The sequence below is a fragment of the Cryobacterium sp. Hh7 genome (genome assembly GCF_004403155.1).
GTDB lineage: Bacteria > Actinomycetota > Actinomycetes > Actinomycetales > Microbacteriaceae > Cryobacterium > Cryobacterium levicorallinum.
Genome location: NZ_SOHG01000019.1, coordinates 45,007 through 69,967, shown reverse-complemented (window position 1 = coordinate 69,967; position 24,961 = coordinate 45,007). Strand labels below are relative to the sequence as shown.

The 24,961-nt window shown below is 63.8% G+C and carries 27 protein-coding genes and 1 pseudogene; 17 read left to right on the top strand and 11 right to left on the bottom strand.

Annotation, left to right across the window (positions count from 1 at the left end; translation table 11 throughout):
- The first annotated feature begins 280 nt into the window (after positions 1 to 280).
- On the top strand, positions 281 to 1,648 hold the full coding sequence (locus tag E3T43_RS07995; protein ID WP_134472009.1) for a gluconokinase, GntK/IdnK-type: 1,368 nt from the start codon (positions 281 to 283) through the stop codon (positions 1,646 to 1,648).
- Between the two features lie 337 nt (positions 1,649 to 1,985).
- On the opposite strand, the gene E3T43_RS07990 is transcribed toward E3T43_RS07995, so the two are convergent.
- The 4 genes and pseudogenes from E3T43_RS07990 to E3T43_RS07975 form a co-directional block, all read right to left on the bottom strand.
- Positions 1,986 to 2,552, bottom strand: a complete 567-nt coding sequence (locus E3T43_RS07990; protein WP_134472008.1) for a hypothetical protein — start codon at positions 2,550 to 2,552, stop codon at positions 1,986 to 1,988.
- A gap of 7 nt (positions 2,553 to 2,559) precedes the next feature.
- Complete coding sequence (locus E3T43_RS07985; RefSeq protein WP_134472007.1) at positions 2,560 to 2,982, bottom strand: single-stranded DNA-binding protein; 423 nt, start codon at positions 2,980 to 2,982, stop codon at positions 2,560 to 2,562.
- 201 nt (positions 2,983 to 3,183) lie between these two features.
- Complete coding sequence (locus E3T43_RS07980; protein WP_134472006.1) at positions 3,184 to 3,705, bottom strand: hypothetical protein; 522 nt, start codon at positions 3,703 to 3,705, stop codon at positions 3,184 to 3,186.
- Between the two features lie 249 nt (positions 3,706 to 3,954).
- Positions 3,955 to 5,742: pseudogene (locus tag E3T43_RS07975) on the bottom strand (TraM recognition domain-containing protein).
- Positions 5,743 to 6,677: 935 nt separating this feature from the next.
- Between E3T43_RS07975 and E3T43_RS07970 the strand changes: the two are divergent.
- From E3T43_RS07970 to E3T43_RS07960, 3 genes are all read left to right on the top strand, one after another.
- On the top strand, positions 6,678 to 7,526 hold the full coding sequence (locus E3T43_RS07970; RefSeq protein WP_134472005.1) for a hypothetical protein: 849 nt from the start codon (positions 6,678 to 6,680) through the stop codon (positions 7,524 to 7,526).
- A gap of 473 nt (positions 7,527 to 7,999) precedes the next feature.
- On the top strand, positions 8,000 to 8,374 hold the full coding sequence (locus E3T43_RS07965; RefSeq protein WP_134472004.1) for a hypothetical protein: 375 nt from the start codon (positions 8,000 to 8,002) through the stop codon (positions 8,372 to 8,374).
- Between the two features lie 503 nt (positions 8,375 to 8,877).
- A complete protein-coding gene (locus E3T43_RS07960; RefSeq protein ID WP_134472003.1) occupies positions 8,878 to 9,774 on the top strand; it encodes a glycerophosphodiester phosphodiesterase family protein in 897 nt (298 codons plus the stop codon).
- 332 nt (positions 9,775 to 10,106) lie between these two features.
- On the opposite strand, the gene E3T43_RS18725 is transcribed toward E3T43_RS07960, so the two are convergent.
- Complete coding sequence (locus E3T43_RS18725) at positions 10,107 to 10,280, bottom strand: hypothetical protein (RefSeq protein ID WP_166791271.1); 174 nt, start codon at positions 10,278 to 10,280, stop codon at positions 10,107 to 10,109.
- A gap of 296 nt (positions 10,281 to 10,576) precedes the next feature.
- Between E3T43_RS18725 and E3T43_RS07955 the strand changes: the two genes are divergently transcribed.
- The 4 genes from E3T43_RS07955 to E3T43_RS07945 all read left to right on the top strand — a co-directional run bounded on the left by E3T43_RS07955 (position 10,577) and on the right by E3T43_RS07945 (position 13,402).
- Positions 10,577 to 11,479, top strand: coding sequence for a hypothetical protein (locus E3T43_RS07955; RefSeq protein ID WP_134472002.1), 903 nt, complete (start codon positions 10,577 to 10,579; stop codon positions 11,477 to 11,479).
- A gap of 416 nt (positions 11,480 to 11,895) precedes the next feature.
- Complete coding sequence (locus E3T43_RS07950) at positions 11,896 to 12,165, top strand: helix-turn-helix domain-containing protein (protein ID WP_134472001.1); 270 nt, start codon at positions 11,896 to 11,898, stop codon at positions 12,163 to 12,165.
- Positions 12,158 to 12,295, top strand: coding sequence for a hypothetical protein (locus E3T43_RS19025; protein WP_198414329.1), 138 nt, complete (start codon positions 12,158 to 12,160; stop codon positions 12,293 to 12,295). Before E3T43_RS07950 ends, E3T43_RS19025 begins: the two co-directional genes overlap by 8 nt.
- A complete protein-coding gene (locus tag E3T43_RS07945; protein WP_198414328.1) occupies positions 12,296 to 13,402 on the top strand; it encodes a type II toxin-antitoxin system HipA family toxin in 1,107 nt (368 codons plus the stop codon).
- A 471-nt stretch (positions 13,403 to 13,873) separates the two neighbouring features.
- On the opposite strand, the gene E3T43_RS07940 is transcribed toward E3T43_RS07945, so the two are convergent.
- On the bottom strand, positions 13,874 to 14,278 hold the full coding sequence (locus E3T43_RS07940; protein WP_134472025.1) for a nuclear transport factor 2 family protein: 405 nt from the start codon (positions 14,276 to 14,278) through the stop codon (positions 13,874 to 13,876).
- A gap of 2 nt (positions 14,279 to 14,280) precedes the next feature.
- On the bottom strand, positions 14,281 to 15,855 hold the full coding sequence (locus E3T43_RS07935; protein ID WP_134472000.1) for a cytosine permease: 1,575 nt from the start codon (positions 15,853 to 15,855) through the stop codon (positions 14,281 to 14,283).
- A gap of 95 nt (positions 15,856 to 15,950) precedes the next feature.
- On the opposite strand from E3T43_RS07935, the gene E3T43_RS07930 reads away from it, so the two are divergent.
- The 5 genes from E3T43_RS07930 to E3T43_RS07915 all read left to right on the top strand — a co-directional run bounded on the left by E3T43_RS07930 (position 15,951) and on the right by E3T43_RS07915 (position 19,312).
- On the top strand, positions 15,951 to 16,619 hold the full coding sequence (locus E3T43_RS07930) for a cyclase family protein (protein WP_134471999.1): 669 nt from the start codon (positions 15,951 to 15,953) through the stop codon (positions 16,617 to 16,619).
- 70 nt (positions 16,620 to 16,689) lie between these two features.
- Positions 16,690 to 17,628 carry an agmatinase gene (gene speB, locus E3T43_RS07925; RefSeq protein WP_134471998.1) on the top strand — a complete coding sequence of 313 codons (939 nt, stop codon included), beginning with the start codon at positions 16,690 to 16,692 and terminating at the stop codon, positions 17,626 to 17,628.
- A 113-nt stretch (positions 17,629 to 17,741) separates the two neighbouring features.
- Entirely contained in the window at positions 17,742 to 18,326 is a 585-nt protein-coding gene (locus tag E3T43_RS07920) for a helix-turn-helix domain-containing protein (RefSeq protein ID WP_134443878.1), read from the top strand.
- A gap of 208 nt (positions 18,327 to 18,534) precedes the next feature.
- Complete coding sequence (locus E3T43_RS18720; protein ID WP_166791266.1) at positions 18,535 to 18,678, top strand: hypothetical protein; 144 nt, start codon at positions 18,535 to 18,537, stop codon at positions 18,676 to 18,678.
- A gap of 172 nt (positions 18,679 to 18,850) precedes the next feature.
- A complete protein-coding gene (locus E3T43_RS07915; protein WP_166791270.1) occupies positions 18,851 to 19,312 on the top strand; it encodes an SRPBCC domain-containing protein in 462 nt (153 codons plus the stop codon).
- 147 nt (positions 19,313 to 19,459) lie between these two features.
- Here the strand turns inward: E3T43_RS07915 and E3T43_RS18715 are convergent, their stop codons facing one another.
- The 4 genes from E3T43_RS18715 to E3T43_RS07900 all read right to left on the bottom strand — a co-directional run bounded on the left by E3T43_RS18715 (position 19,460) and on the right by E3T43_RS07900 (position 21,330).
- Entirely contained in the window at positions 19,460 to 19,621 is a 162-nt protein-coding gene (locus E3T43_RS18715; protein ID WP_166791269.1) for a hypothetical protein, read from the bottom strand.
- Between the two features lie 166 nt (positions 19,622 to 19,787).
- Complete coding sequence (locus E3T43_RS18710) at positions 19,788 to 19,949, bottom strand: hypothetical protein (RefSeq protein ID WP_166791268.1); 162 nt, start codon at positions 19,947 to 19,949, stop codon at positions 19,788 to 19,790.
- A 39-nt stretch (positions 19,950 to 19,988) separates the two neighbouring features.
- On the bottom strand, positions 19,989 to 20,708 hold the full coding sequence (locus tag E3T43_RS07905; protein WP_134471996.1) for a B3/4 domain-containing protein: 720 nt from the start codon (positions 20,706 to 20,708) through the stop codon (positions 19,989 to 19,991).
- 13 nt (positions 20,709 to 20,721) lie between these two features.
- On the bottom strand, positions 20,722 to 21,330 hold the full coding sequence (locus E3T43_RS07900) for a helix-turn-helix domain-containing protein (protein ID WP_198414327.1): 609 nt from the start codon (positions 21,328 to 21,330) through the stop codon (positions 20,722 to 20,724).
- A 66-nt stretch (positions 21,331 to 21,396) separates the two neighbouring features.
- Between E3T43_RS07900 and E3T43_RS07895 the strand changes: the two genes are divergently transcribed.
- The 4 genes from E3T43_RS07895 to E3T43_RS07880 all read left to right on the top strand — a co-directional run bounded on the left by E3T43_RS07895 (position 21,397) and on the right by E3T43_RS07880 (position 24,934).
- Positions 21,397 to 22,302, top strand: coding sequence for a dihydrodipicolinate synthase family protein (locus E3T43_RS07895; protein WP_134471995.1), 906 nt, complete (start codon positions 21,397 to 21,399; stop codon positions 22,300 to 22,302).
- Positions 22,303 to 22,672: 370 nt separating this feature from the next.
- Positions 22,673 to 23,260: a phosphatase PAP2 family protein gene (locus E3T43_RS07890; RefSeq protein ID WP_166791267.1), complete on the top strand. Its 588-nt coding sequence runs from the start codon at positions 22,673 to 22,675 to the stop codon at positions 23,258 to 23,260.
- The gene (locus E3T43_RS07885; RefSeq protein WP_134471993.1) at positions 23,250 to 23,924 is read left to right on the top strand and encodes a response regulator transcription factor; all 675 of its coding nucleotides are present in this window, start codon (positions 23,250 to 23,252) and stop codon (positions 23,922 to 23,924) included. Before E3T43_RS07890 ends, E3T43_RS07885 begins: the two co-directional genes overlap by 11 nt.
- Positions 23,921 to 24,934, top strand: coding sequence for a HAMP domain-containing sensor histidine kinase (locus E3T43_RS07880; protein WP_134471992.1), 1,014 nt, complete (start codon positions 23,921 to 23,923; stop codon positions 24,932 to 24,934). Before E3T43_RS07885 ends, E3T43_RS07880 begins: the two co-directional genes overlap by 4 nt.
- Positions 24,935 to 24,961: the final 27 nt, after the last annotated feature.

Sequence of the window (24,961 nt, the reverse complement as noted above, 5' to 3'; positions counted from 1 at the left end):
GCTGGTTCAATCGTGTCAGCCCGGCCCGTAGGACCGTTCGCGAAACGGTCTGGGCGGACGAAGAAATCACTTTCGCAGCGGCTCAACACCGAGGACTTATTTCGCGGCCTTTGTTGCCGCAGTACGGATGGGCTTCATCGGGAATGGTGGGCGTCGAACTCGACGTCGACGAAGCAGGCAGATACCCTTACGCCACGGTTTACCTGCCTTACAACCGCCTCGTCGACGGAACGGTACACGACTGGTGAATGAGGCCGTCAGCAGGGTCGCGAACCCACCCATGAGCACGGCTGCCGAGCAGATCGTTGTGATGGGCGTGTCGGGCTCGGGAAAGAGCACCATCGGCGCCCTGCTCGCTCACGCGCTCGCCGTGCCTTTTCTGGACGCTGACGGTTTGCACCCGCAGGCCAATATCGTCAAGATGGCCAGCGGTGTGCCGCTAACGGATGCTGACCGCTGGCCGTGGCTCGCGCAGGTTGGCCGGGCCCTGTCTGACGCCGGTGCAGCGGGAACCGGCCTGGTCATCGCCTGCTCTGCGCTCAAGCGCGTCTACCGCGAATCGATCGTTGCGGCAGCCCCCAACGTGCGGTTCGTGCACTTGACCGGCACCTTCGACGTGCTCGGCAACCGGCTCGAGGGTCGCAGTGAACACTTCATGCCGCCGGCCCTGCTCCGGTCACAGCTGGCGACCCTAGAAGAATTGCAGGCCGACGAACCAGGATTTGCCGTGGACATCGACCAGCCGGCGGTGAACGCGGTCACGGAATCCGTGGCCAGGTTGGGCGCGCCCGAGCTGCCGGCATCCGTTCTGATCGGTGTGGGTGCGGGCGGCCTGCCTGTCGTTCGGGTGAACGGTCGGGCCGGCGCGGCCGAGGTGTATCTGCAGGGTGCGCACGTGACGAGCTGGTCGCCCGCTGGAACGTGCTCGGTGCTCTGGATGAGCGAGTTCAGCGAATTTGCTCCGGGAAAGCCCCTTCGCGGTGGCGTGCCGATCTGCTTCCCCTGGTTCGGTCCACATGAAACGGATGCGAACGCCCCGGCACACGGGTTCGCCCGCATCGCCGCGTGGCATTTAGTGCAGGCTCGTGAGGTCGGCGATGACGTCGAGCTGGTCTTCGGCCTGACCGATCTTCGGCCTGCGTGGCCACACTGTTTTGAGGCACGCTACACGGTGACGGTCGGCGCTCAGCTGTGCCTCGCGCTGCAGGTGCGCAACCTCGATGACGTGTCGGTGACGTTCGCCGAGGCCTTCCACACCTATTTGAGTGTTCCCGACATTCACGCCGTGTCGGTGTCAGGATTCGAAGATCTCGGCTTCATCGACCGGTTGGCCGAGCCGCCGGCGCGGGACGCCGAAGGACACCCGGTGGCGGTAGCGGGCGAGACGGACCGGATTTACCTCGGCACCAACGCTGAGGCGCGAATTGCCGATGGAACCGGGCGCACTGTGTCTATCTCTACCAAGGGCTCGCAGAGCCGAGTGATCTGGAACCCGTGGAGCGCCAAGGCGTCAGCCATGTCCGACTTCGGCACCGAGGAATGGACCGGCATGGTGTGCGTCGAAACCGCCAATTTGATGAGCGACCAGGTCTCGCTGGCGCCGGGGGAGACCCACACCATGAGTGCGGTGATAGCGCAGACTTTTTAGCCGATGCGGCTGACGTACTTGCCCCGTTAGCGGCTCGTGTCGAAACCATAGGTCGACCACTCGCGGCGGCGAACAGCGTCGACCGCGTCCTTCATCCCAAAGTCGCCGCGCGCGAGCAAAATGCGGTTCTGACGGCTTGAGCGCGCTGGACTCGGATCGGTATCCCCACGCTGAACGTCTCGACTCCTAAGTCGCGTATCTCAATGACGAAATGGGTTCCAAAGTTGAAGTCATCGGTCGCACCGCGCCGACGCCTGTTCGTAAAGGTTCGGTCGGTCTTCGATTCTCATCGTGCCGTCCGCGTCGCCTCAACGTAGAAGAACACGGAGTCGGTTCGTCAACCAGAAGGGACAGTAACACCGAAGGCAGCCTCGGCCTCGCGGCGACGCACGACATCGTCGACGATGAACTGCACGAAGTCCTCATCACGATCGCCAATCACGACATCCTCGATGGCGTCGGCAGGCGGTTCGCCCGGCCAAGCTGTCTGCCGGGTCGGCCGGTCGCGTTCCAGCCGGGTCCCAGAGATCGCGACCCAGTCGCGGAGCCGCTGGCGGGCATCCGCGAAGTCTCGATGCCAGCCGAGCGGGGCGGAGCCGTGCTGGTCGGGGTCGTAGGCGCCGAGCCAATGCAGGTGCAGCGCGGAGAGTTCCCAGACGAGTTCGGGGTGCCGATGCCAGAACGGCGGCACAACGGATGCCGGCAGCCCGTAGGTGCGGCGCAGCCAGTTCACCCACCGGTTGAGTTCGATCCACTCGGCTTCGGCGTCGTCGGCGCTGAGCAGGTTCCAGTTGATCGGATGCGGCGGCTCGGCTGCGAGCGGCCCGTCGAGATCATCCCACGAGCTGGCCTCGAACGTGTCATCGTGATCGCCGGAAGCCCACTCGACGAGTGACTCTGACATCGCCCGTTCACCGCCTCGAGCCTTCGTGCGCCGCTTCCGCCTCGTGCTCAACCTCGGCGTCTGAACCATTGTGATGGCTGCGGTCAATTTGATAGTTGGTGCGACCGAGGTCGTGGCCAATCTTCTTTGCGACGAATTGTTCGCGTTCGATGGTTTCGCCGTTGTGCTCGACTTGGTAGGTGCGCACGTAGCCTTCGGCGACAAACTTGTCGCCCTTGGCGAACCGGGTGAGCGCGCGATCGGCTGTCGCCCGATAGGCGACGAGGTCGTGGAAGGTTGGATCGAGGGCGGTGAAACTCCCGGTGTATTCGTGACGGAAGTGTGGCTGGCCGACGCGCACGTAGAAGCGGGTGTCGCCGTTCTCGGTGACCGACTGCTGAGGGTCGGAAGCGATGAAACCGGACAGTGATTGCTGGGTGTGAAGTGCCATGGGACTTGACCTCCTGTGATGGGGCGGACCGTCGTGATCCGCGTTCACCACGAGGTGCGCCTCACCCTCCACGGCGGAAGGTCCCCGCGTAGCGTTCTCGCATTCGGTGAGAAAAGTCGCGTTGCTGCTGCCCATAGTGGTGGGACTGAAACACCCCGATTCGTGGTGGGAGCCGGGAGACAGCAGTGGTCACCGTGGCTTCTACTGGTCAGGGTGGTTCATATCGTCGCGCGCGCTATCTACTTCATCCCAGGTCCAACTATCCGCCTCATCCCAAGCCGTGCGCTCAGGTTGCGAAGTTTTGGGCTCGTTCGCAGCGACGTCTCCCGCGGCGGAATCACCATCAAGTTGGTGAAGGGAGTTCGCTTCAATCGGGCGCTGAAAAGGTGGCTGTATCATTTGTTGCAAACTCAGCGAAGCGAGGAGTTTCTCCCGCTGGATCTCATCACGCCTGCGGCTTCGTTCGGTATGTGAATGGGCAACGTCGAAGAACAAATAGATGGCGGCGCCGCAGAGGAGAGCCAAGAACACCCCTATAGTCCACGCCGGTGCTGTTAGAGCGGCCTTCTCTATTTCGATCTGGCAGTCCTGGTTGCTCAGCTGTTTGGCATCGCACTGAACCAGAATGGCCGCGCCGACTCGGGTGAAAAATACGCCCGCGAATACGGAGCCCAGGACACTGATTGGCACCTGCGCGTGCTCCCACGGATCCCTATCGCTCACGAAGCACATCATCCACCTATGAGGCAGGCGCCGCTACGGGATCTGAACCCCGAGCCCGCTGTCCTTCCAAATCTTGCAGCGGGCCATTCTCTTGCCGACGGGACGCGATCAGCCCAAGGGCTCCGAGTTCTTGGTCCACTTTGGGCCAAATGCCCTGCACGTCAAGGAAGCAGTCGTGGAGGGGAACGCGTCTCCTGTCATGTCCGGTGAATGGTCGGTCCCGACCTATCTGCCTGGCGGGCAACGCCGTCACTCCCCATGGGCGACCGGCTGCTCTGGCGGCTCGTCGTGAGTCGGTCTTCGCATCAACCCCTCAACTTCCTCGCGATTCGCGCGCAGTGCTTTGGCCTCGGGGCGAGCGGTCCACATCTGCAGGCTTGCAATGATCGGCGGGGCTGCGCGGAGCATAATGAGGCCGGTGCCGAAGGGGAGGGTGCGGATGGTGTCGGGCGGCATGATCGGCACTCGACGTATGGAGCGTTGCGAGGAGCGGGACCCGCGGTCGCCGATCGTGGTCGAGTCGGTCGCCTCGTCGCGGTCACCGATCAGGGTCGAGAGATCATGCAGGTCCCGAGAGTTGGATCCACCGCCGAGCACGATCTTGACAATCGATGAGTCCCAGATGGTGCCGGCAGCGTTGTCGCTCCACTTCGTGCGTGCCTGAGCGAGCGACTGCAGCACGGGTATGGTTGTGATTCCGGTGCCGCCGCCCTCCGCCATCAGCGTAGGAAGCGAGGGGAGTGGCGCGACGTTGCCGATCTCGTCGAGGGCGAGCAACAGGGGCGGGTCTAGTCGCGCACCCGCACTGCGGGCCGCGATGCGGCGGGCTGTCTCGACGAGGTCCTCGACAAAAGCCGACACCAGAGCGGCCGAGTTGTTCGAGCCCGCGCCGGTCGCCAATAGGTAGAGAGTGCCATTGCTGCGCAGGAACCCCTTGGGGGCGAACTCCTCGCCCTCCGGCGGTGAGACGGCATCCAACACGCGCGGGTCAGCCAGGGCACCCAGCGATAGGGAGACTCCCTGCCAGATCGAGTCGCGCGTGCGCGGGTCGGCTTCCAATGTTGCACGGAGGGAGTCGCCCAGCCTGTGGCCGCTGCCGCGGACGCCAGCAAGATGGAGACGGCGTCGTGGGCGGCCGTCGGGTCGAGTGTCCAGCGAAAGAGGTCAGCTGGCGAGCAGTGGTCGAGCGCTGCCGCGTGCAACATCGACTGCAAGGCCGTGCGGGTCTTGGCCTCCCAGAATCCGCCGCCGTCGACGCCGCCGGCGGCCAGACCAGTTCCGGCAGCGAGACCGGCCGCGCGGATCCTCGCAGCCGCGTATGGGTGACCACCGGAGCCCGACCGGCACCCCCGCCGCCAACTGCTGCGGGTCGAACACCGCCACGGGGCCCAGCCGCTGCCGTGCGCGCAGCGTGGTCGTGAGATTGTCTGGGCGTGTGGAGGTCGTCACGACCGGGCCGGGGGCGTCGAGGATGGCGTTGATCACGATGTGAGCGCCCTTGCCGGAGCGCGGCGGTCCGATCACCAGGATCGAGTCCTCGATGCTCGCCCACACTGCGGTACCTCGTGATCGCCCGACCCGGTACCCAACATCTCTCGGACCGGCTTTCGCGAGCGACGGCCGAAGATGCTCAGCGCGTTTCATGATGGCCGAATGCGACGCGGCCCGTGCGACCTCTGCACGGGTCGCGATCCCGGCAATACGGTACGGGTCGACCTTCGTTGTGACGCGTCTGAACATGCGCCACAACCTAAATGCCAGAGCGGATGCCAGCCCCACCATCAAGATAGTCGTCGCCCAATATGCGACGGCGTTCAAACCCGGTGCCCGAAGCCCCGCGGCCGGGTTGCCCGGGTCGAGGAGAACGGCGAGCCCAGTCTCCGGCCCGCCAGCGGGTTGCTCGTTGCCTGTCGCCCATGCAGCAATAGCACCCGAGCCGCGAAGGAGCAGGGCCAGCACTGCCGCACCGATCAGGAGTCCGATACCGAGGTTGGTCAGCTCGTCGCCGAGGCCAGTCTGCGGTTGCTGGGTGGTCATCCGCTTATCAATTCAGACGGCTGAAGCGTCGCGTAGGGGAGGGAGGGAAGCCCGGAGGAGAAGGGAGGCGCACACGGCGCGGGGACGGGTAGTCCGGCGAGCATTAAGCGCGCTTCTCGTTCCATGACTAGGTCTCCTCAATCAATACAAGGTGCGCAGCTATTGCCCCGACGTCATCCGAGCCACCGTGTCGAACGCCGGACACCCGCGGTACAGACGTCAACTTTGTGCCCGTGCGTGGATTGCTGGGGCACTGAAATTCGGGCGTAGCTTTTCAGCTCGTCAATCTGCTCCTGATGTGTTTTAGAACTAACGGTCAGTACCATCATTCAACCCGGACACTTATGAGACGTAGTTATGAGAATCGCCGTGCCCCAAGATTCGGGGATCCGTGTCGACGAAAATGGGGAGCTATAAGACGTCTTGTATGCCTAGACCGGGTGGATTGGATTGGGCACTCGCCAGTTCAGGTGCAGTCGATGCGAAACGCTCTCGCCACCCTGACCTGCGGAGGGCTCGCCGTCGTCGAAGACTAGGGCGTGTCTCCTAATGCCTGTACCGAAATGATTATTGCCCGTCCTTTGAGCACCCTTGAGAAGGGGGAGCAAGATCAGTCATGCTCCCGTTTCTCAAGGGTTTCCCAAGTTGGGGCTGGCCCGAAATGCCACGGCGTCGCCGGGCCACGACCGACCGTCCGGGCGCCCAGCGGTCTCGGGGAAGACTCTTATCCTACGGATAGAAACTTCTGATTCAGCATCTATTCTGCTGATCAGAGCGATATCGTCGCACCGAATCACGTGCCGGGAACGCCTGATTCCCTCACCGGTCAGGCTCCACGAAGTTTCGCGGCACGGCCGAAACCTAGGCTCGGGCCGTGCCCAAGTGGCTGGTCCGGCATTCGTCGGACTACCGCAAGTAATCGAAAGGATCCACCTATGACTTCGAACAACACCTCCACGGCTTTCGGCTCGCCAGCCCGAAAGCGCATCGCCGTCGGCGCGGTCACCGTGATGACTGTCGGCTCACTTCTCGGTCTCGGCGTCGCGGGAGCGAACGCCACCCCGCTGACCGCGGACAACACGTCGAGCACGAGCTCCCACGCGGGCCACGACGGGCTCGCCTCGCTGACCAAGGAGCTGCGCGCCGACCTCCAGGGTGCCAGCAATGCAGAGACCACGAAGCAGGTCTCTGACACGCTCGCGAGCCATCCGGACCTCTTCGAGAGCCTCCCGGCGAACCTGCAGGCCGACCTGACCGCGCTGAACGCCGCGACCGCCGACCAGAGCGCCGCGACCGCCGCGCAGTCGGCCGCTGCCGACAAGATCGAGATCACCGCGCTCGAGGGCGGCTACGGCGTGGACATCCAGAAGCTGGCCGAGGAGATCCAGAAGGACCCGGCACATCCGCTCGCTGCAGCCTTGCGTGGCCTGTTGGCCGTTGACGCCGAGCAGGGAACGGATGCCGCGAGTGCGGCCGAGAAGATTGCCACCACGATCTCCGAGAACCCGGCCCTACTCGCCCAGCTTCCCGAAGCGCTCACCGCCGACCTCGCTGAGCAGCAGGCACTCCCCGCGGCCGAGCAGGCCGCTGCGGCCGAGGCCCTCCTGGCTTCCGCGCTCGAGGGCAGCTACGGACCGGAGATCCAGAAGGTCACCGAACAGATCCAATCAAGCCTCGACGCGAAGGCTTCCGCTGAGGGAACGGCTGACGCCACTGCCTCAGCCGAGGGCGCCGACGCCGACACCGACCTGAACGTCGACGGCGAAGTCAAGGCCGACAACTAAAACCGCCTCACCGAAACCGGCCAGGGGTCGGGAGCTTTCGCTCCCGGTCTCTGGCTTTTTGAGTCCCAAGCATAAAGTGAGACGACGGAACCTGACACCGTTAGGGATACGCCCTGATGGGCCGGTCATGAGCTTCCCTCGCGCCGAAGCACTTTCTGGCCGATCCGGCAGTCTCCGCGCCTGCTGCGACCAGCCGGCTGATCCGCACAGGCGAACCCGCGCCCGCTGGCTCTTCTCCTGGGCCCACGTCAGGGCGGCGACTCGCCCATGTTCCCCGAGGTGCTCGGGAGCCCGCGGGTAACACGCCTCGGCGGAGAGCGGCTGACCTACCGCGCCGGAGTCGTCCTCCGGGCAATAATCATTTGCGTAAGGGCATTGGGAGACACGCCCCAGGGCCAGCCGGGCGCACCCGGCGGTCAGTCGGGCGATTCCCGAAGTCGAGCCAATTACTGCTCGGCTTCCGCGCCCAAAGCATGATCGCGGAGAAGGTCCGCCGCCTGGGCCAGGTCGGCCGCGCCATCTTGATCTATCCGCATGCACAGCTCTGCGCGGTAGAGGAGCGCGTCAAAGCGTTCGATCGCTGGCGCATCCGGGTGGCGGGTGAGGCCAGCGTCGAGGACGGAAATCGCCTGACGTTCATCGCCGCGTGCGTCGCCCTGCTGAGCGGCCACGTCGATCACTCGCCTGAGACCGACCCGGTCGGCCGCCGGTTCATTCTCTGTTGTACCCGTTCGGTAGAACCGGAGCCAGTTGCCCCCAACGTCGACGACGGAGAACCCCGTGGCTGTCCCTGCTTTTCGCCGGATCGGCAGGATGCGGGGGATACCTTCAGCGGAATTTTCCCGTAGTGTGCGCGGAGCCCAGCGGATGCCTCATGCAACTCGTCAGGCTCGGGCACCGTGATGATGACATTCGCATACGAGGCAGAGGCATCAAATCCCTCGATCGCCGAAAGGTGGATCACGCGGCAGGGGCATACGACTCACGAAGTCAGATCAATGGTACTTGCAAACCGGATTGACACCTCCCTTTAGCGATGCGCGACAGAACACCTCGGTCCGATTGCGGTGTGGATGCGTTCAGTGGTGGAGAAATCTTCTCAGGATGTACGGGCCTCTGCGCGGTGGCTGCATTGGGCGGTTTATCATCAGGAAACGCCATTTGGTGGGGGCTGACCCACAGGACCCTGCTGAGCTTCTTCGGGCACAAGAAGTTCTCCTGCCGCCGCAGCGACGCGGAGAAGTCTTCCCCGACAGGCACGCTCCACCTCTGATCCACCGGCAGGACACCTGCGCGACACATGCGCGTTGCAGCCTGAAAGAGTTCAACGCTTCCAACGCAAGGAGATCCCATGAGCACGCCCACCCTCACCGTTCCGGTCGAATCGTTTCGGCACCGTCGCACTGGCGTCGCCGCGGCCGTCGCCGTTGCCCTGGTCGCCGGGCTGTCCGTCGCCGCTGCACCCAGCGCCTTCGCGAGCGAATCCGACGACGTCATCAACGCCGCGCATCGCGGCGCGAGCGAATCTACTCCGGAAAACACCCTCGCTGCCTTCCGCGCCGGAACGGACCAGGGCGCCGACTTGATCGAGATCGACGTTCAACGCTCCGCCGACGGGGAACTCGTGGTCATTCACGACACGAACCTGGCCCGAACCACAAACGTGGAAGACCTCTTCCCCGACCGGGCACCGTGGAACGTGATCGCCTTCACCGCCGCCGAGATGCAAACCCTCGACGCCGGCTCGTGGAAGGGCGCCCAGTTCACCGGCGAAAAGCTACCGACCTTTGCCGAGGCGATCGAGGTCATTCGGAAGAGCGGCTCCGGCATGCTGCTCGAAATCAAGGCACCGGAGCTGTACACGGGTATCGAAGCCGAGGTATCCGCCGCGCTGCGCGAGTCCCGCGGCTACGTGCAGTCCGCCGTGGGCCAGGACAAGCTCGTGGTGCAGTCGTTCAACTTCGACTCCATGAAAACCTTCACCGAGCTCGAACCGACCGTACCGGTGGGCCTCCTCGGCACACCGAGCATCGATCAGTTGCCGGAACTCGCCACCTGGGCCGACCAGGTCAACCCGTTCCACTCGTCGATTGACGCAGCCTACGTGGCTGAGGTTCACCGCCTCGGCATGGACGTGCTCGTGTGGACGGTTAACACCGAAGCAGACATGGTGCGGGCCATCGACCTGGGCGTCGACGGCGTGATCACGAACCGCCCCGACGTGCTCAACACCCTGCTCGAAGACTAGCCCGCGCTAGCAGGCTAGCTGTACCCGGCCATGGCGCTTGTGGCTTAAAGGGTTGAAAAGGGGGGACCTCCGTTGCATTCCGGCCGCCCTACTGTAAAATTGATCTGATCAGGGTTTCTTGTCTGTACCGAAAGGGCAAGACTTGACTCACCCATTGTTTATCCATTGTTGATTCCAAATTTCCGTCCTTCTGGGGTTCCCATAGAGAAGGCGCACGACCCGGTTCGAGTCATCTGGGATGACCTCGATCCATTCGGCCTCGGCGTCGTGGGCGCTGGGGAGGATTCAGTCTGCCATCGCTGTTTCACCACCCCGGCGTGAGCCGCTTCCGTCTAGTGCACTATTGCGGTCTGCGTCGACGCAGCATCCTGTTCGCTGCCCGGAAGCGCGCGATGGGCTCGGTCGACCTGATAGTTGGTGCGCGCGAGGTCGTGGTCGACCTTCTTGGCGACGAACTCTTCGCGTTGGATGGCTTCGCCGTCGCGTTCGACCTGGAAGATGCGCACTTAGCCTTCGGTGACGACGATGTGTCCTTTGGTAAACGGGGCGCCCGGTCCGCGGTGGCGCGGTAGGCGACGAGATTGTAAAGCGTCTGCTCGATGGCGGTAGTGCGATACACGCTGCGGATTCTGTCGGGCCTGTTTCGTCTTCGATTCGAATGAAAATCAACTGTTTGCACGCACGCGCCTTTCCCGCCTGTCCTGGACGGCTACGTCCGCGACGGGCCAGAGGTGGACGACGCTTCGAGGTCGGTGTTGCGGCGCGCAATAGACTCGGGAAGATGCGGCGACAAGGGAGACGAATGAGCGAGCTGGAGCATCACGTTCGGGCACTGTGGACGTTGTTTGAGCCGATCCACGCGGTGACGTATTTCTCCCCGGAGGCGAGGGAGGCGTTCGCGGATATCGGACTCACCCGTTACTGGGACGGATACTTCGCCGGTCGTGCCGCCCCGCTCGGGGCGGTGACGGCTGCTCCGGTGGTGGCGATTTTCAGTGGGTTCGCTCCGTTCTTGGTCGAGCGGGTACTGCCGGCTGTGTGGTCGACGGTGACCGTAGACCGGGTCCTCGACGCGCGGTCGCGGGGTGCAGCAACGACGTTGCGAAATCTCGTGCCCGACGAACGATCTGTCGCCGAAGCGGCTGACGTACTCGCCGAGATAGCGGCTCGTGTCGACACCATAGGTCGACCTCTCGCGGCGGCGAACAGCGCGCTGACGGTCGAGGCGGATCCGTATCGCCGGCTCTGGCAGGCCGCGGCCACGCTTCGCGAGCATCGCGGTGACGGTCATGTAATGGCACTGGTGGAGGGCGGGATCGCGGGCATCAGTACTATCGTGTTGCGCAGCGCGGTGGATATCGACGCGACGAGTGTGCGGAAGGCGCGTGGCTGGACAGAGCAAGAGTGGGCTGTCGAAGTCGAAGAGCTCATGACTCGTGGGCTGCTGACCGGCCAGGGCGAGATCAGCGAGAATGGCAGGGTGGCAGTGGAGCGCGCCGAGAACATGACCAACCAGCTGGCGGTCGGTCCGTGGCGCGGATTGAACGACGCTGAGATCGCACGTATCGCCCGCACGCTCGCGCCCATCGCGAGAGTGTGCCAAACGGTTTTTCCGTTTCCAAACCCGATCGGGATGCCCCGGCCCTGGGATCCGAATCTCGACCCGAACGCATCCGCCGTCCCGGTGTCGCCGCGGGCGAGTTGAATGATTCCCCTGTGATATCGAGCGAGCCAACCGCGGCTCAATAATTTGCCTGAAAGTGCGACGTCGGAGGTCCCGCTTGCGGGCCTGGATTGTGCACGTTGACGACGGAATATATCTGACATATGACGACACCAGCCGGCGAGACGTGACCTCGCTGATTGGATAGGTGGTTGCCCGAGCCGCGGTACGTCACGCCATCATGCCGACGCCGATGCATCCCCACTCATCCGGTCGGAAGGCCACTCCCTCGCAAATTTTCAGAGATCATGCAGTCACCAACCGCCTGGTCGTGCGCTCCGCAAGGGGGGCCAGTTCAGTATTCGTCTCTACGACGGTAATAAAGCCTTCGTACTACTTGACGGTGATATTGCCATCAGCTAGGCTGAAGGTAATAAGACCGTCGCAAGGAGTGTGTCATGGCTGCACGTGGAGAAGTGAAGGGCCCCGAGGGTCTCGGTCGAATGCTGCAGCAGGGCCGTCTCGTCAGCGGTCTGACGCAGCGTGATCTCGCGAACAGGTTGGAGACCGACCAGAAGTACATCTGGGGTTTGGAGTCCGGAAAGAACACCATCGTGCTCGAGCGTATCTTTGCGATCATGCGGGAGACCGGTATTCGCATGTATATGGAGGTCGATCCAGGCACCGACGGGCCCCAAGACGACGTTGTGGATGAGCCCCGTGGGTGACTTGCGCGTCGAGCTATACGGCGAGCTGGTCGGGCATCTGGTCGGTGCGGACCGTCGCGCGTTTGATTTCGTGACGGCGAAGAATGCCATCGAGACCTTTGGGCTCGGCAGCACGATCCTCTCGGCATGAGTGCCGTTCGATCTCATCAGTAGCCGCAGCAGGGCGGCTCGTCGACGCAACTTCTTCGCCGAACTTCTGCCCGAGGGCGCCGCTCTGGACAACCTCGCCGCCGAGATCCGAGCCTCCACCGACGACACCATTGCGCTGTTGGCCCAATTCGGCCGAGACGTCGCCGGGGCCATTCAGATTTACGATCCCGAGGCGCAGGGGGAGCCGCGCACGCCAGCACGGGCCAGCGTTGATGCGGACGAGGTCGGACGGATGCTCATCAATACGCAGGCCGTACCTCTCGGGAACCGTCCGAGATCTGGCCGCACGTCCCTGGCCGGCGTCCAAGACAAGATCGTGCTCGAACGACAGGATGACCACTGGTTTCAAGTCCTCGAGGGGTACCCGTCGACCCATATCATCAAGCCATCGTCCGTGCGCTACCCGACCATCACCTTCGACGAAGAATACGGCTTCCGAGCCGCCAAAGCGGCCTGCCTCACCATGCTCCACACCTGGATCGAAGACTTCAGCGGAGTCCCCGGTCTGGTCATCGAGCGCTATGACCGATCACCCGACGCGCCGCAGGGACGCATTCACCAGGAAGACATGAACCAAGCTCTCGGCGCATCAAAGAACGAGAAGTATCAAGAGTTCGGTGGCAAGGTCTCCCTCAAGCGCATAGCGGATGTTCTCGGTCGCGACGGCGACCGCTCCTCCGTCGAGCAGATCCTCCGGCTCCTGACCGTCTCGCAGGCCGTCGGCAACCTCGATATGCACGCCAAGAACATCAGCATGCTCCACCTCTCGGACGGCGGCACCAGGATCACCCCGGCCTACGATGTCGTTCCGCAAACGCACCTCGATAGCGACGGCAAAATGGCTCTGGCCATCAACCGAAAATACAGCCATGCCGCCATCACACTCGATGACCTCGTCGCCGAAGGCGAGGCGTGGAAGGTGCGCGCTCCCCGGCTAATCATCACGTCGGTGCTGGAGACCGTGGAATCCTTTGCCCGTTCAGAAACTCCGGCCACGCAGGCTTATGCCGAGCTCCAGGACAACATTATGCGGTTCACCAAGAACCTCCTCAGCGGACGCCCCACGGGTAGCAGCGCCCGCACGTGAAGACTTGACGCACACATGTTTATTCACCGATTATCGCCCCGAGACCCACCGAAACGGACCGTGGTATTGAGATAATGGTGAAAACGTCTCACGCAAGAAGCTCCAGGTCAGATCGAGAAAAGTCGAGGTCTGAATCCGGCCCGAGTATCCGACCAAGTAGTCCCGGCGCAAACCGTCGGTCCCGGGTTCAAGTCCCGAGAGCGTCGTCAAAACGACACCTGATCAGGTCTTGTCTTCACTGGCGAACGTGTCACATTCGGAGTATTTCCATTAGTTCTGGGTTCAAGTCTCACCACCGCGATTGGAATTCCCGTGATCAGGAATTTCCAGCCCGCACAGATGCATGACACCCGATGCTGTCAACGTTTATTCAACGTTTATCCCGGAAAGCTGCCTATTGTTTGCGCTGGCGCAGAAGACGCTCGAATCATCTTGAGTTTCTTAGAGCGACCGCGATCGCCGTCGGGGGAGTTAGTCGGCGGCGTTGTTGGTGCGCATGGACAGGTGCTCGTGGATACCGAGCCAGGTTCCGCCTGTGAGTGAAAGCACGATGGTCTCAGATTCCTGACTTGTCGACCGTTCGCCCGCCACCTCGGAGACTGTCTCGACATCGTGGGTGAACACGGCGACGGAGCCAACCAGCTGAATGCGGCGGTTCGTAGACGTGCATGAGATGACCTTGAATCCGTCTGATTCCCATTCCAACCAGAGCTGCTCATACTCTTCCCGCGACTCCAGGCGCCGCCCGACGTTGTGGAACATGAAGGTTGCCTGCGGGCTGAACCGGGCGAAATAGGCGTCGCGGTGGTGATGACCGAAGTCCTCGACGATCTGGTCGGCTGCGGCCAACGCATCCGCTGTCACTGCTTCGGACATGCTCACGCTGCGGATCCGACTCGGCGTGCTGCGACCTTGGCGGCGGTGGACGAATGGTCGGTTTCAATGGCAGGGATAGTCGATTCTCTGGTTGGTACGCCGCGTGCGCCTTGATCACCAAACACGAATCGGGGCTCGGGAAAGATCCAAAGCGCTCCAAGATAGAGAACGGCCGCCGAGATCACGGCGATCGCGAGGCTGAGATCGACGCCGCCGCCCAGATTGATGAAGGGTCCAACGATAATGGGCGGGTAGTTCGCAAAGAGCAGTCCGAGGGTAGCGGCTCCTATCCAGGCGACCATTCCGCGCCAGTTGACTCCGTTGTTGAACCAGTAAGCGCCGCCGATTTCACCGCGGTTGAAAACCTGGAGATCGCGCGGGCGAAAGCTGCCTCGGCGCACGATGTAGCCAATGGCCATGATGACCATCCACGGGGTGGTCGTGACGATGATGGCGCCGACGAAAGCGTTCACGGCGCCGAGCAGGTCGAAGAAGATGCGCCCGGTCAGGATGAAGAGGAAGGCGACGATGCCGATACCGATGGTGGCCTGGGCACGGGTGAACCGAGGAAAGACCGAAGAGAAGTCGAGGCCCGTGCCGTAGAGGGAGGTCGTGCCCGTCGACAGTCCGCCGATGAAGGCCACTCCCATGAGGAGTACCGCGTACCAGATGGGCGATGCCTGGATGAGGGCGACGACGTAGTCGCTCTCGCCAGCGACGATCGTTGCGGTCGCCACGCCGAAGAGGAAGGGAATGAGGGTGAGGGACTGGCCGATCAGTGTTGCGCCGAGGATCTTGCGCGGCGGGGTGGTGCGGGGGATATACCGGGACCAATCTCCGAGGAACGCCCCGAACGAGATGGGGTTGGAAGCCACGATGAGCGCGGCGGCGACGAATGTCGGCCAGAAGGAGCCGAGCGCGAAGGCCGCGGGTCCGGGATTGTAGGAGCTGTCAAACACACCGTTGAACGCGACGATAGCCAGCAGGATGAGAATCGTGTTGGCGATGACCGCGGTCTTGTTCACCAGCAGCATGAACTGATAACCGAACACCACCACGACGATGACGATCACTCCGATCACTCCGTAGACCAGGGTGCGAAGTCCGATTGAGTCCGGTATGCCTCCAAGCCGGGTGAGCGCACCCACGAGTGCGTCGCCACTGACCCACACTGAGATGGAGTAGAAGGCGATGGCGGTGAGAAGGGAGAGGAACGAGCCGACCACTCGCCCGCGCACGCCGAAGAATGCAGCGGATGACACCGCGTTGTTGGTGCCTGTTTTCGGGCCGAATAGTCCCATCGGCATCAGGAAGAACGTGCCGACGAGCACTCCGCAGATCGTTGCGAGGGCGGCTTGCCAGAAGGATAGGCCAAGGACGATCGGGAAGGTACCGAGCAGCACGGTGGCAAACGTGTTCGCGCCGCCGAACTGGATGCGGAGGAGGTCGAGCCAGGTCGAGGTACGGTCGGCGTCGGGAATGGTGTCGACGCCGAGGGTTTCAACCTCGGTGATTTTTGGCCGCGCGTTTAGCTCGACGGCGGGCGCGGTGTGATGGACGCCATTGTTGTCACTCATGGGTTTGCCTTTGACTCGTGGAGGGGGGCCGGCGGAGGCGGCAGGTTTTGATTGACACTAGCGGGATGTTGTCTCCTGTGCAATAGTTTTTGACTATGAAGACAAACAAGGTCGTGGATCTCTCCCTCCTGGTGAACGCAGACACCCAGGTCTATCCGGGAGATCCTGTGCCACGGTTTGACCCGCACAGCACGATCGATCGCGACGGCTTTAACCTTCTCTCGGTGTCCATGGGGTCACAAACGGGCACCCACGTTGACGCTCCGTACCACTTTGATGATGCGGCCAAGAAACTCGATGAGTTGCCGCTGGACCGGTTCGTCGGCACAGGTGTACTCGTCGACGCCCGTGCCGCGGGCGCGCGCGGTCGCATCACGTGGTCGTACTTCAAGCCCGTCGAGGCGCAACTTCTGCCGGGAGCTATCGTGCTTCTCCACACGGGATGGAGCGCGCACTGCGGCTCACCGACCTACTTCGACAATCCATTCCTCGACGCCGATGCCTGTGCCAAACTCATTGCCCTGGGCATCCGCACCTTCGGGATCGACGCGATCAACATCGATGAGACACCGGACTCCACCCATCACGGTGAGGGCTTTCCCGTGCATCACCTCATTGCAGACGTTGACGGCGTGATCTGCGAGAACCTCACGAATCTTGCGTCGGTCGACTTCGATGAGCCCTTCATCTCCCTGCTGCCCATCGCCTTCGACGCGGCGGATGGAGCGCCCGTGCGGGCTGTCGCGCTGCAACTTACGCCATAGGCAGGCCGCACTCCCTGTCACCACCGGCTCGCAGATCACTCTTCCACCGATTCCCTCCAAGAAAGCTCCCATGAACAATCCGATCGGCCCATCCGACGCCAGCATTTCACCCCGCTATGCCGGCATCGCCACCTTCGCCCGACTTCCCCGCATCGAAGACGTGCCCAACGCAGACATAGCCGTTGTGGGGGTGCCGTTTGACAGCGGGGTCAGCTATCGCCCGGGAGCCCGCTTCGGCCCGGCCCACGTGCGCGAGGCCTCCCGGCTGCTCCGGCCCTACAACCCCGTGCAGGATGTAGAGCCCTTCTCCGCCCAGCAGGTCGTCGACGCCGGAGACATTGCGGCGAACCCCTTCAATATCGACGAGGCAGTCGCTCAGATTGAGGCAGAGGCAACGCGTCTCGGCGCTGGCGGAACACGACTGCTGACGATTGGAGGGGACCACACCATCGCCCTTCCCCTGCTGCGGGCGGTCACCAAGGTGACGGGTCCGGTCGCGGTGCTGCACTTCGACGCTCACCTCGACACGTGGGACACCTACTTCGGCGCACCTGTGACCCACGGCACGCCCTTTCGCCGCGCATCCGAGGAGGGTTTAATCGACCTCGAAGCCAGCCTGCATATCGGTATTCGTGGCCCGCTCTATGGCCGCAAGGACCTCACCGATGACGCCCGCCTGGGCTTCGCCGTCATTGCCGCCCACGAAGTCGAGACCGAGGGCGTTGCCGGAGTCGTAAAGCGGATGCTGGCCCGCCTCGGCAACCGCCCGGTATACGTGTCCGTCGATATCGACGTTCTCGACCCCGCTCACGCTCCCGGAACCGGCACCCCGGAAGCGGGCGGGCTGACGAGCAGGGAATTGCTGGCCATCATCCGTGCGCTGAGCGCCGTGCGGATCGTCGGAGCCGACGTCGTCGAAGTCGCCCCCGCCTACGACCATGCGCAGATCACGGCCGTTGCCGCCTCCCATGTCGCCTACGAAATCCTTTCGGCCATGACACCGCGCTAAGCCCGGCCCGCGGCGACACCGGCCGTGCGCATGGCGGGGAGCGGTGAGAGATCGCGAGATACTGGGAAACAGTCCCACGTCAGGTCGAAACGCGTTAAGAAAGGCAAGGCACTGTGCGAGCTCTCAACCCGGCACCATCGGGCGCACCGCTCGCGATCGGAGCGAAACTCCGGGCAACGCGGCTAGCCCAGGCCTTGACGATCGCGGACGTAGCCGAGGCAAGTAACCTCAGCACCGGCTTCATTAGCAGAGTGGAGCGAGACGAGACCTCGCCCAGCGTGTCTTCGCTCGTGGCACTGTGCCAGGTGCTTTCCCTTCAGCTCGGCTCGCTCTTCGAGGCGCCCGATAACGAGGTCATAGCCCTCGCCGACGCGGCACTCATCAACATGGGTGGGAAGGGCGCGATCGAAAAGCTGCTCACCCCACGGGGCGAGTCACGGGTGCAAGTACTCCGCTCGACCCTCGCCCCCGGAGCCTCAGGGGGAGACGCGCTATACACGATCAACTGCGATGTCGAGGTGTTACACGTGTTATCCGGGAGCCTCGTCCTTCGGCTGGTAGGAGGCGAAGTTGAACTATCGGAGGGGGACACGATGACCGTCGCGGGGCGCCAACCCCACTCTTGGGACAACCGCAGTGGGGGACAGACCGAGCTTCTCTGGACCATCGTTCCGGCCGCATGGAGCGGCTCGTCCTGACGGTTCCCACAGTTCGGCGCAACGGTTTGAGCGCGATCCGGTGCAGGAAGACTCCTCTGGGAAATGGTGTGCGCGATACTTTCGCCTGCCGACATCCGGTTCTAAAATAATCGTAGGCAGCCTCTTTTATGCGCCGTCGCTCGTTGCGACGGCTTGACGACTCTTTGTCTTTCAGGTTCTTGTTGCCGAGCATCTGAAAGGCCGCGCCATGTTCGATCTCATTCTGGCCGCCACCGCCCGCACCTATTCTTTCTTGCGCCGGTTCATGCCGACCGCCATCGTGATCGACGCGATTAACACGCGGCGCGGGATGAAGTGGGGCGTGCCGGCGATGCTGCTCGCCGTTCCGTAGGCGTTTGCAGCTATCCATTGCCGAGCACACCTCCGCGTTCACGGCGCTCTCCCGGCCGTGAGTAGATAGGCAATCATGGGTAGGCTCGACGAGGTGCGTTTGCAGAACGTGTTGACGTGCCGCTCGGCGGGCACTGTCCCGTCGTGCTCGGCTTGAATGTGAAGGAAACACCGTGTCTGATCAGGCAAGAATCAAGGGGCACACCGTGACCCGTACCGTGCACATCGAGGCTTCGCGCGCGCGCGTCTGGAAGGCCCTGACCGATCCCGAGGTGATGGTCAAGTGGTTTGGCGACGGTGTGGTGTTCACCGCCCTCGAGCCCGGTGCCACTGGCAGCATCGACTGGGATGACTACGGCAGCTTCCCGATCGAAATCACCGAGGTCGTGCCCGACGGCTCGTTCGGCTTCCGTTGGTCGGGCATCCCCTCCGAACAGCTCGACGAGTACTCGACGCACGTGCGCTTCACCATCGCCGATGCTGGGATCGGGACGGATGTCACGGTGATCGAATCGGGCTTCGACACCCTCCCCGGCGGCACCCGCTACCGTCGCGAACGTCTTGAGCAGAACCGGGAGGGCTGGGACGTCGAACTCGACGAGCTCTCGATGCTCTTCGAGGGTGTCGCTGAGTAGTTCACGCTCACGGGGGAGTCGCTCGACGAGTTGGCCACGTTGCTCGGCCGGTGGCGGACTACTTGGCGGAGCTCAGAGGATGCGCGTGAAAGCTCTCAGAATCTGCTCAGGGCGCGGTTCGTAACCCCGCAGACGTCGACCCAGGCGTCATGGCGGATTCGGTCGATCAGGGCGGCGTTGCCGGATTGCTTCCCGGACCGCGTCGAGGCCGGCGACGTCGACGAAGGACGCTTCGATCCCGTACCGTTCCGGCAGCAGCTCAGAGAACAGTCGCCAGACGGCCTCGTCGGTGACGTCGGAGACGATCACGTGATCGCCAGCGCGCAGCCGGGTGAAGAATACCCCCGTGTAGGGCCGCGACGCCGGTCGCGAACGCTACCGTCACCTCCCCGCCTTCGAGCGCTGCGATCTTTATTTCAAGGGCCTCCTGGTTGGCGGAACCATTCCGCCCGCAGACCAGCTGCTCGGTCGCTGATCAGTTCATCGATGCCGGGTCCTCGGGCAGCAAATAGGAGTTCGCCATCACCAACGGGCTCCGGATCGCGCCCGTACCGGCGTCGATGCGGTTACCACCATGGACGGCCCAGGTGAGGTCGCCAACGGTCGAGGCGTCGTGCTTGTCCGGTGAAGGCGTCATGGCAGTCCTGTTCCGGGAGGTAGAACGCGAGTGGCGAGGTCAGGTGGGGGTGGGGCGCGCGAGGATTCGTGATTCGACGACGACGTCGGGGCCGAGCCGGGCGAGGTGGGTGGCGAGGTCTTCGGTCGCTGTGTGCAGCTGCTCGTCGGTCATCGGGGCGAGCGCGTCCAAGATGAACAGGGCACGTGTGGTGCTGTCGCGCAGCTGCGTGCGGCGGCCTTGACGCCAGTTCCACCGTCGGCAGGTGACGCCGGCGTCATCGCACCAGACGACCTCACCGGAGTCGGGGTGCTCGGTGACGTCGGCGCCGCCGGCAGTGGTATCGAAAGTTTCGTCGCCAGTGGCACGGATGAGGCGGGGTGCGCCGACGTAACGGTCAAGGTCTTCGCCGCCGAGAGGCACCTGATGCAGGACAGAGATCGCGTTATAGAGGTCTGTCAGCCGGTTCACCCGTGGCAGCCCGTCCCCGGCCCGGCGAAGGAGCGCCTCGAGGCTGTTCCGCGTGCGTTGTGGTTTCGCACCGAAGCCACGGTAGGCATCCCGCCACGCCGCAACGTGCGGCACCTCCTCGACCGGTGCTGCTGCCAGGAGGTGCCGGGCTGTTGTCTCCGCCTCGTGCAGCAGAGCGTCACTGGCGTCGTCGCTTTCCCCCGGGGTGAGGCCAGACACCGTGAGGAGGCAGGCGCGGTAGTCCGGTCGAAGAGTGAAGATCTCATCGTCGACGCGGGCCCCGCTGAGGAGGTCGTGATAGGTCGTCATGGTGTTCCTGCCGTCAGGTGGTCTGGTGGGAGGGGCGTGGGCTGGACGTACCGACGCCGGGCTCGAAGACGGCAAGCGTGAACTCCGCAGTGGAATTCGACGTGTTCGCGTAGGCGTGCGCTTGGTCGCCATCGAACGCGAAGGTATCGCCGGGGCTGAGGTTCACCTCATCGGGGCCGGCGGTGAGGTTCACCACGCCTCGGCCGACGTGCAGGATCTCTCGTGTGCCTGCAACATGGGGCGTGCTTTCGTGGGTATCTCCGGGGGCGAGGGTCCACTGCCACAGTTCCAAGACGTCGGGCGATGGGGTACCCGCAAGCAAAATTCCACTACCGCCGCTCGGGCTTGACCACAGTTCGGCGCCGTCGCCGCGACGCGTCAGTGCCGCTGGAACACCGTCCCGGGCTGCGACCAGCGTCGGAAGGCCGATTCCGAGCGCATCACTGAGAAGGAGCAGGGTCGCCACGCTCGGGTTGGCCTCGCCTTTTTCGACCGTGACGATCATCCGACGGCTGACCCCGGACTGCGCCGCCACCTCATCGAGCGTCCACTTCAGGGCATGCCGGCCCGCTCGAATGCGCGCGCCGATGACCGCCGCCAAGTCATCCCGTTCAACACCCATACGGTGCATCATAGTGCACTATGCTGGAAGGACTGCCGCAGCTACTGCCATCCGAATGGAGTGCCCATGTTCACCGGTCTGAGCGCCTTCCCCTTGACGCCGCTCCGCAACGACGCATTCGACGAGACCGCCTACGCGGCTCTGATCGGGAAGTTGGTCGCTGCGGGTGTCGACTCGATCACCGCTCTCGGCTCGACCGGGTCGTACCTGTATCTGGACCGCGAGGAGCGACGCCGCGTGGCACTGTGCGCCGTCCAGCACGCCGAGACGGTGCCAGTTATCGTCGGCATTGGTGCGCTCCGCACGTCGCACGTCCTCGCTCTGGCGGAAGACGCGCAGGAAGCCGGCGCACGCGCCGTGCTGCTGGCACCGGTCAGCTACCAGCCGCTCACGGACGATGACGTCTTCGGGTTGTTCGAGGACGTGACCTCGAACCTGTCTGTGCCGTTGGTCGTCTACGACAACCCCGGCACCACCCACGTCACCTTCACCGACGACCTGTACGCCAGCATCGCCCGACTCCCGCAGGTGGCCTCGATCAAGATCCCGGGAGTCCCCGGAGTGCCAGCCCGTGCCGCCGCCCGGGTGCAAGCAATCCGGGATGCGGTGCCCGCACACGTGACAGTGGGGGTCTCTGGTGATGCCTCGGCAGCGACCGGGTTGAACGCCGGATGCGACGCCTGGTACTCCGTGATCGGCGGAACACTCCCCGAACTCGCCCTCGCGATCACACGGGCTGCACAACACGGCGATACCAGCGAAGCCGAGCAACTGTCCGCGCGGCTCGAGCCGCTGTGGGCCCTCTTCGCCGAGCTCGGCGGGAGCTACCGGGTGGTTGCCGCGATCGCAGAACAACTGGGCTTGGTGGCCCCGGACTGTCTGCCGCGCCCCATTCGAGGGTTGGACGCTCCGGCACGCGCCCGCGTCGAAGCTGTGATGACCAGGCTGCAGCTCGGAGCCGAGACCGCGTGAGCTATTCGACAACCGCAGCCTCCACGGCCCGCAGGCCGCTGCGAATGCGGCTGTCCACCCGGTTTCCAAGGCCAGTTTGCCGGGAGGTGCACTGCTTGTGTTCATCGCGTCGTTCGGTGAACTGCTCCGGGTAGGTGTTGAAGGAACCAACTCCTGCGGAGCGGGACTGAATCGTCAGTGAGAGCCCGTCCCGGCAGACACAATTCTTAGACGGTTCTGTGACGTGACGGGTGAGTCTGGGGGGATGAGCTCAGAAACCCGACCACTCCACAGCTTCGTTCGGACCGCTCTTCCCGCGGCTCGAGTCATTCTCACTGTCATAGCCACTGGGTTCGTACTAACCGGGTCGGCGGGGTGGACGGACGGGGAGATGAATGTTCTCCGGCAGGTAAACGCTGACCACAGCGCGCCTCTGGACGCGGTGGCCCTCGGCGTTGACTGGCTGTTCAGCCCCGCAGTGGGCGTGGTACTGGTCTTGTTGGCAGCCGGGTCGGTGCTGCTGTTGACCCGGCGACCCGGCGCGGCGATCCGCTTCGTGCTGGTGGTGATGATTCCCACGCTGGGCGCCGACGTGATCAAACTCCTGGTGCAGCGGGCGCGACCTGACATACCGTCGCTGCCGCACATCCTGCTGCTTGAACCGGGTGGTCTCAGCTTTCCGAGCGGACACACCAGCTTCGCCGCCTGCTTCCTGCTCGGGGTCGTCCTCGTCACGGCCGGTCACCGATGGCATCCGTTTGTGATTGGAACGGCCGCGGTGGTGGTGCTCGCCACGGCTGCGTCCCGGGTCTATTTGGGGGTGCATTACCCGTCGGATGTGGTGGCGTCGATCGTGTACTCGCTTGCTGCCGTGGCGCTGGTGAACGCCGCCTCGGTGCTACTACTGGCACACTGGAGCGAACGTCGATCCGGCCTCCACGCTGGACCCGTGCACGGAGGAGTCTGGAATGCCCAATGAGAGCACAGCTCGCCCCCGGCTGTTGTTGATCGAAGATGATGCCAAGCTCGGCCCGATGATCCGCGACGTGCTCACGGAAAACTACGATGTCACCCTGGTCGCCGACGGCGCGGAGGGACTTGCGGCCGGTCTCGGCGGCGAGTTCGAGGTGATGGTGATCGACCGGCGCCTGCCAACGCTGGACGGCCTCGGAGTGGTTGAAGCGCTCCGCCGCAAACTGGTGACTACTCCCATCCTGCTCCTCACTGCGCTGGGAACGACGGGGGACAAGGTGGCCGGGCTGGACATCGGCGCCAACGATTACCTGGTCAAACCGTTCGAATTCGATGAGCTCTTCGCCCGGCTCCGGGCCATCCGTCGGGTCTTCACCGGGGAGGGCCGCACGGTGCTGGTGGGCGCCTGGGAGTACTACCCCGACAGTCGAACGATCTATTCCCCGTATGACGGGCGCATCCTGCTGACGGTGAAGGAGAACGAACTGCTCAAATTGTTAGCGGATGCCCCACAACGCACGTTCTCCCGCCAGCAGATCCTGCAGACCGTGTTCAGCGCCGCGGACACCGCCGGGACGGTGGACACCTACGTGCATTATCTGCGGCGCAAGACCGAAACCGACATCGTCCTCACCGTGCGCGGTGAGGGTTACCGCCTGGGACAGCCATGATCCGAAGCAGAACCCGCATCGTTGACAGCGACACCCTCGCCATCCGTCGGGCCTCCCGACTCGTCGGGACCCGCATCGCGATCGCGTGCGCTGCGGTTGTCGCGGTGGTCATCGTGGCCGTCTTCGTTTACATCCTGTCCGAGATCTCGCCCGGTGAGCTGTTCGAACGGGTGCCCGACACCGACAACCTGCAGGTCAGCGCAGTCAACCTGCTGCGGGCCGCGGGAGTGTTGGGCGTGGCATTGATCATTCTGGCCGGGGTGTTGAGCTTTCTGGTCACCCGCCGGGCCGTGCAACCGCTCGGTGATGTGCTGCGCATCCAACGGGCGTTTGTCGCTGACGCCAGCCATGAACTCCGAACCCCGCTTGCGGTGCTTGATGCCCGCCTGCAAATTCTGCAGCGCACCCTCCCCGCCGATGACCCGTCGTCCTCGGTCGTTGCGGAGCTCCGCAGCGATGCGAAGGACCTCATCCACATCGTCAACGACTTGCTCGAATCTGCTGAAGTCGGCGGCGCGGCCGTGCACGACACCGTCGTCGTCGACCTGGTCGCTGCCGTCGATGCCGCCGTGCAATCGATGGCACTGATCGCCGTCGACAAAAACATCACCATTGAAATGGATGCGGCCCAGCCCGCGCCGGTGCGCGTGCCCGCCTCCAGCATCACCCGATGCGCGGTCGCGCTGTTGGATAACGCTGTGCGCTTCGCCCCCAGCGGGTCGATCGTCGCGGTGGGCGTGGCCGTGACTAAGAAGACGGTGGTGGTCACCGTGCGCGATCGCGGCCCCGGCATTCAAGGCATCGACCCCGCCCGCATCTTTGATCGATTCGCGCACTCCGGCGCGGCCGTGGACGGTGGCGGGGACGCCCGAACGGGGTTTGGTATCGGCCTGTCCCTGGTGCGGGAAATTGCGGTGCGCTACGGAGGAGCCGTGCACGTCGTCGACAGCGGCGCCGCAGGCACAGCGATCAGCCTCACCCTCCCGCGCGCGAAGCCAGCCGCATCCTGATCCTGCTCCGTCGAGCAGGTCGCCGCT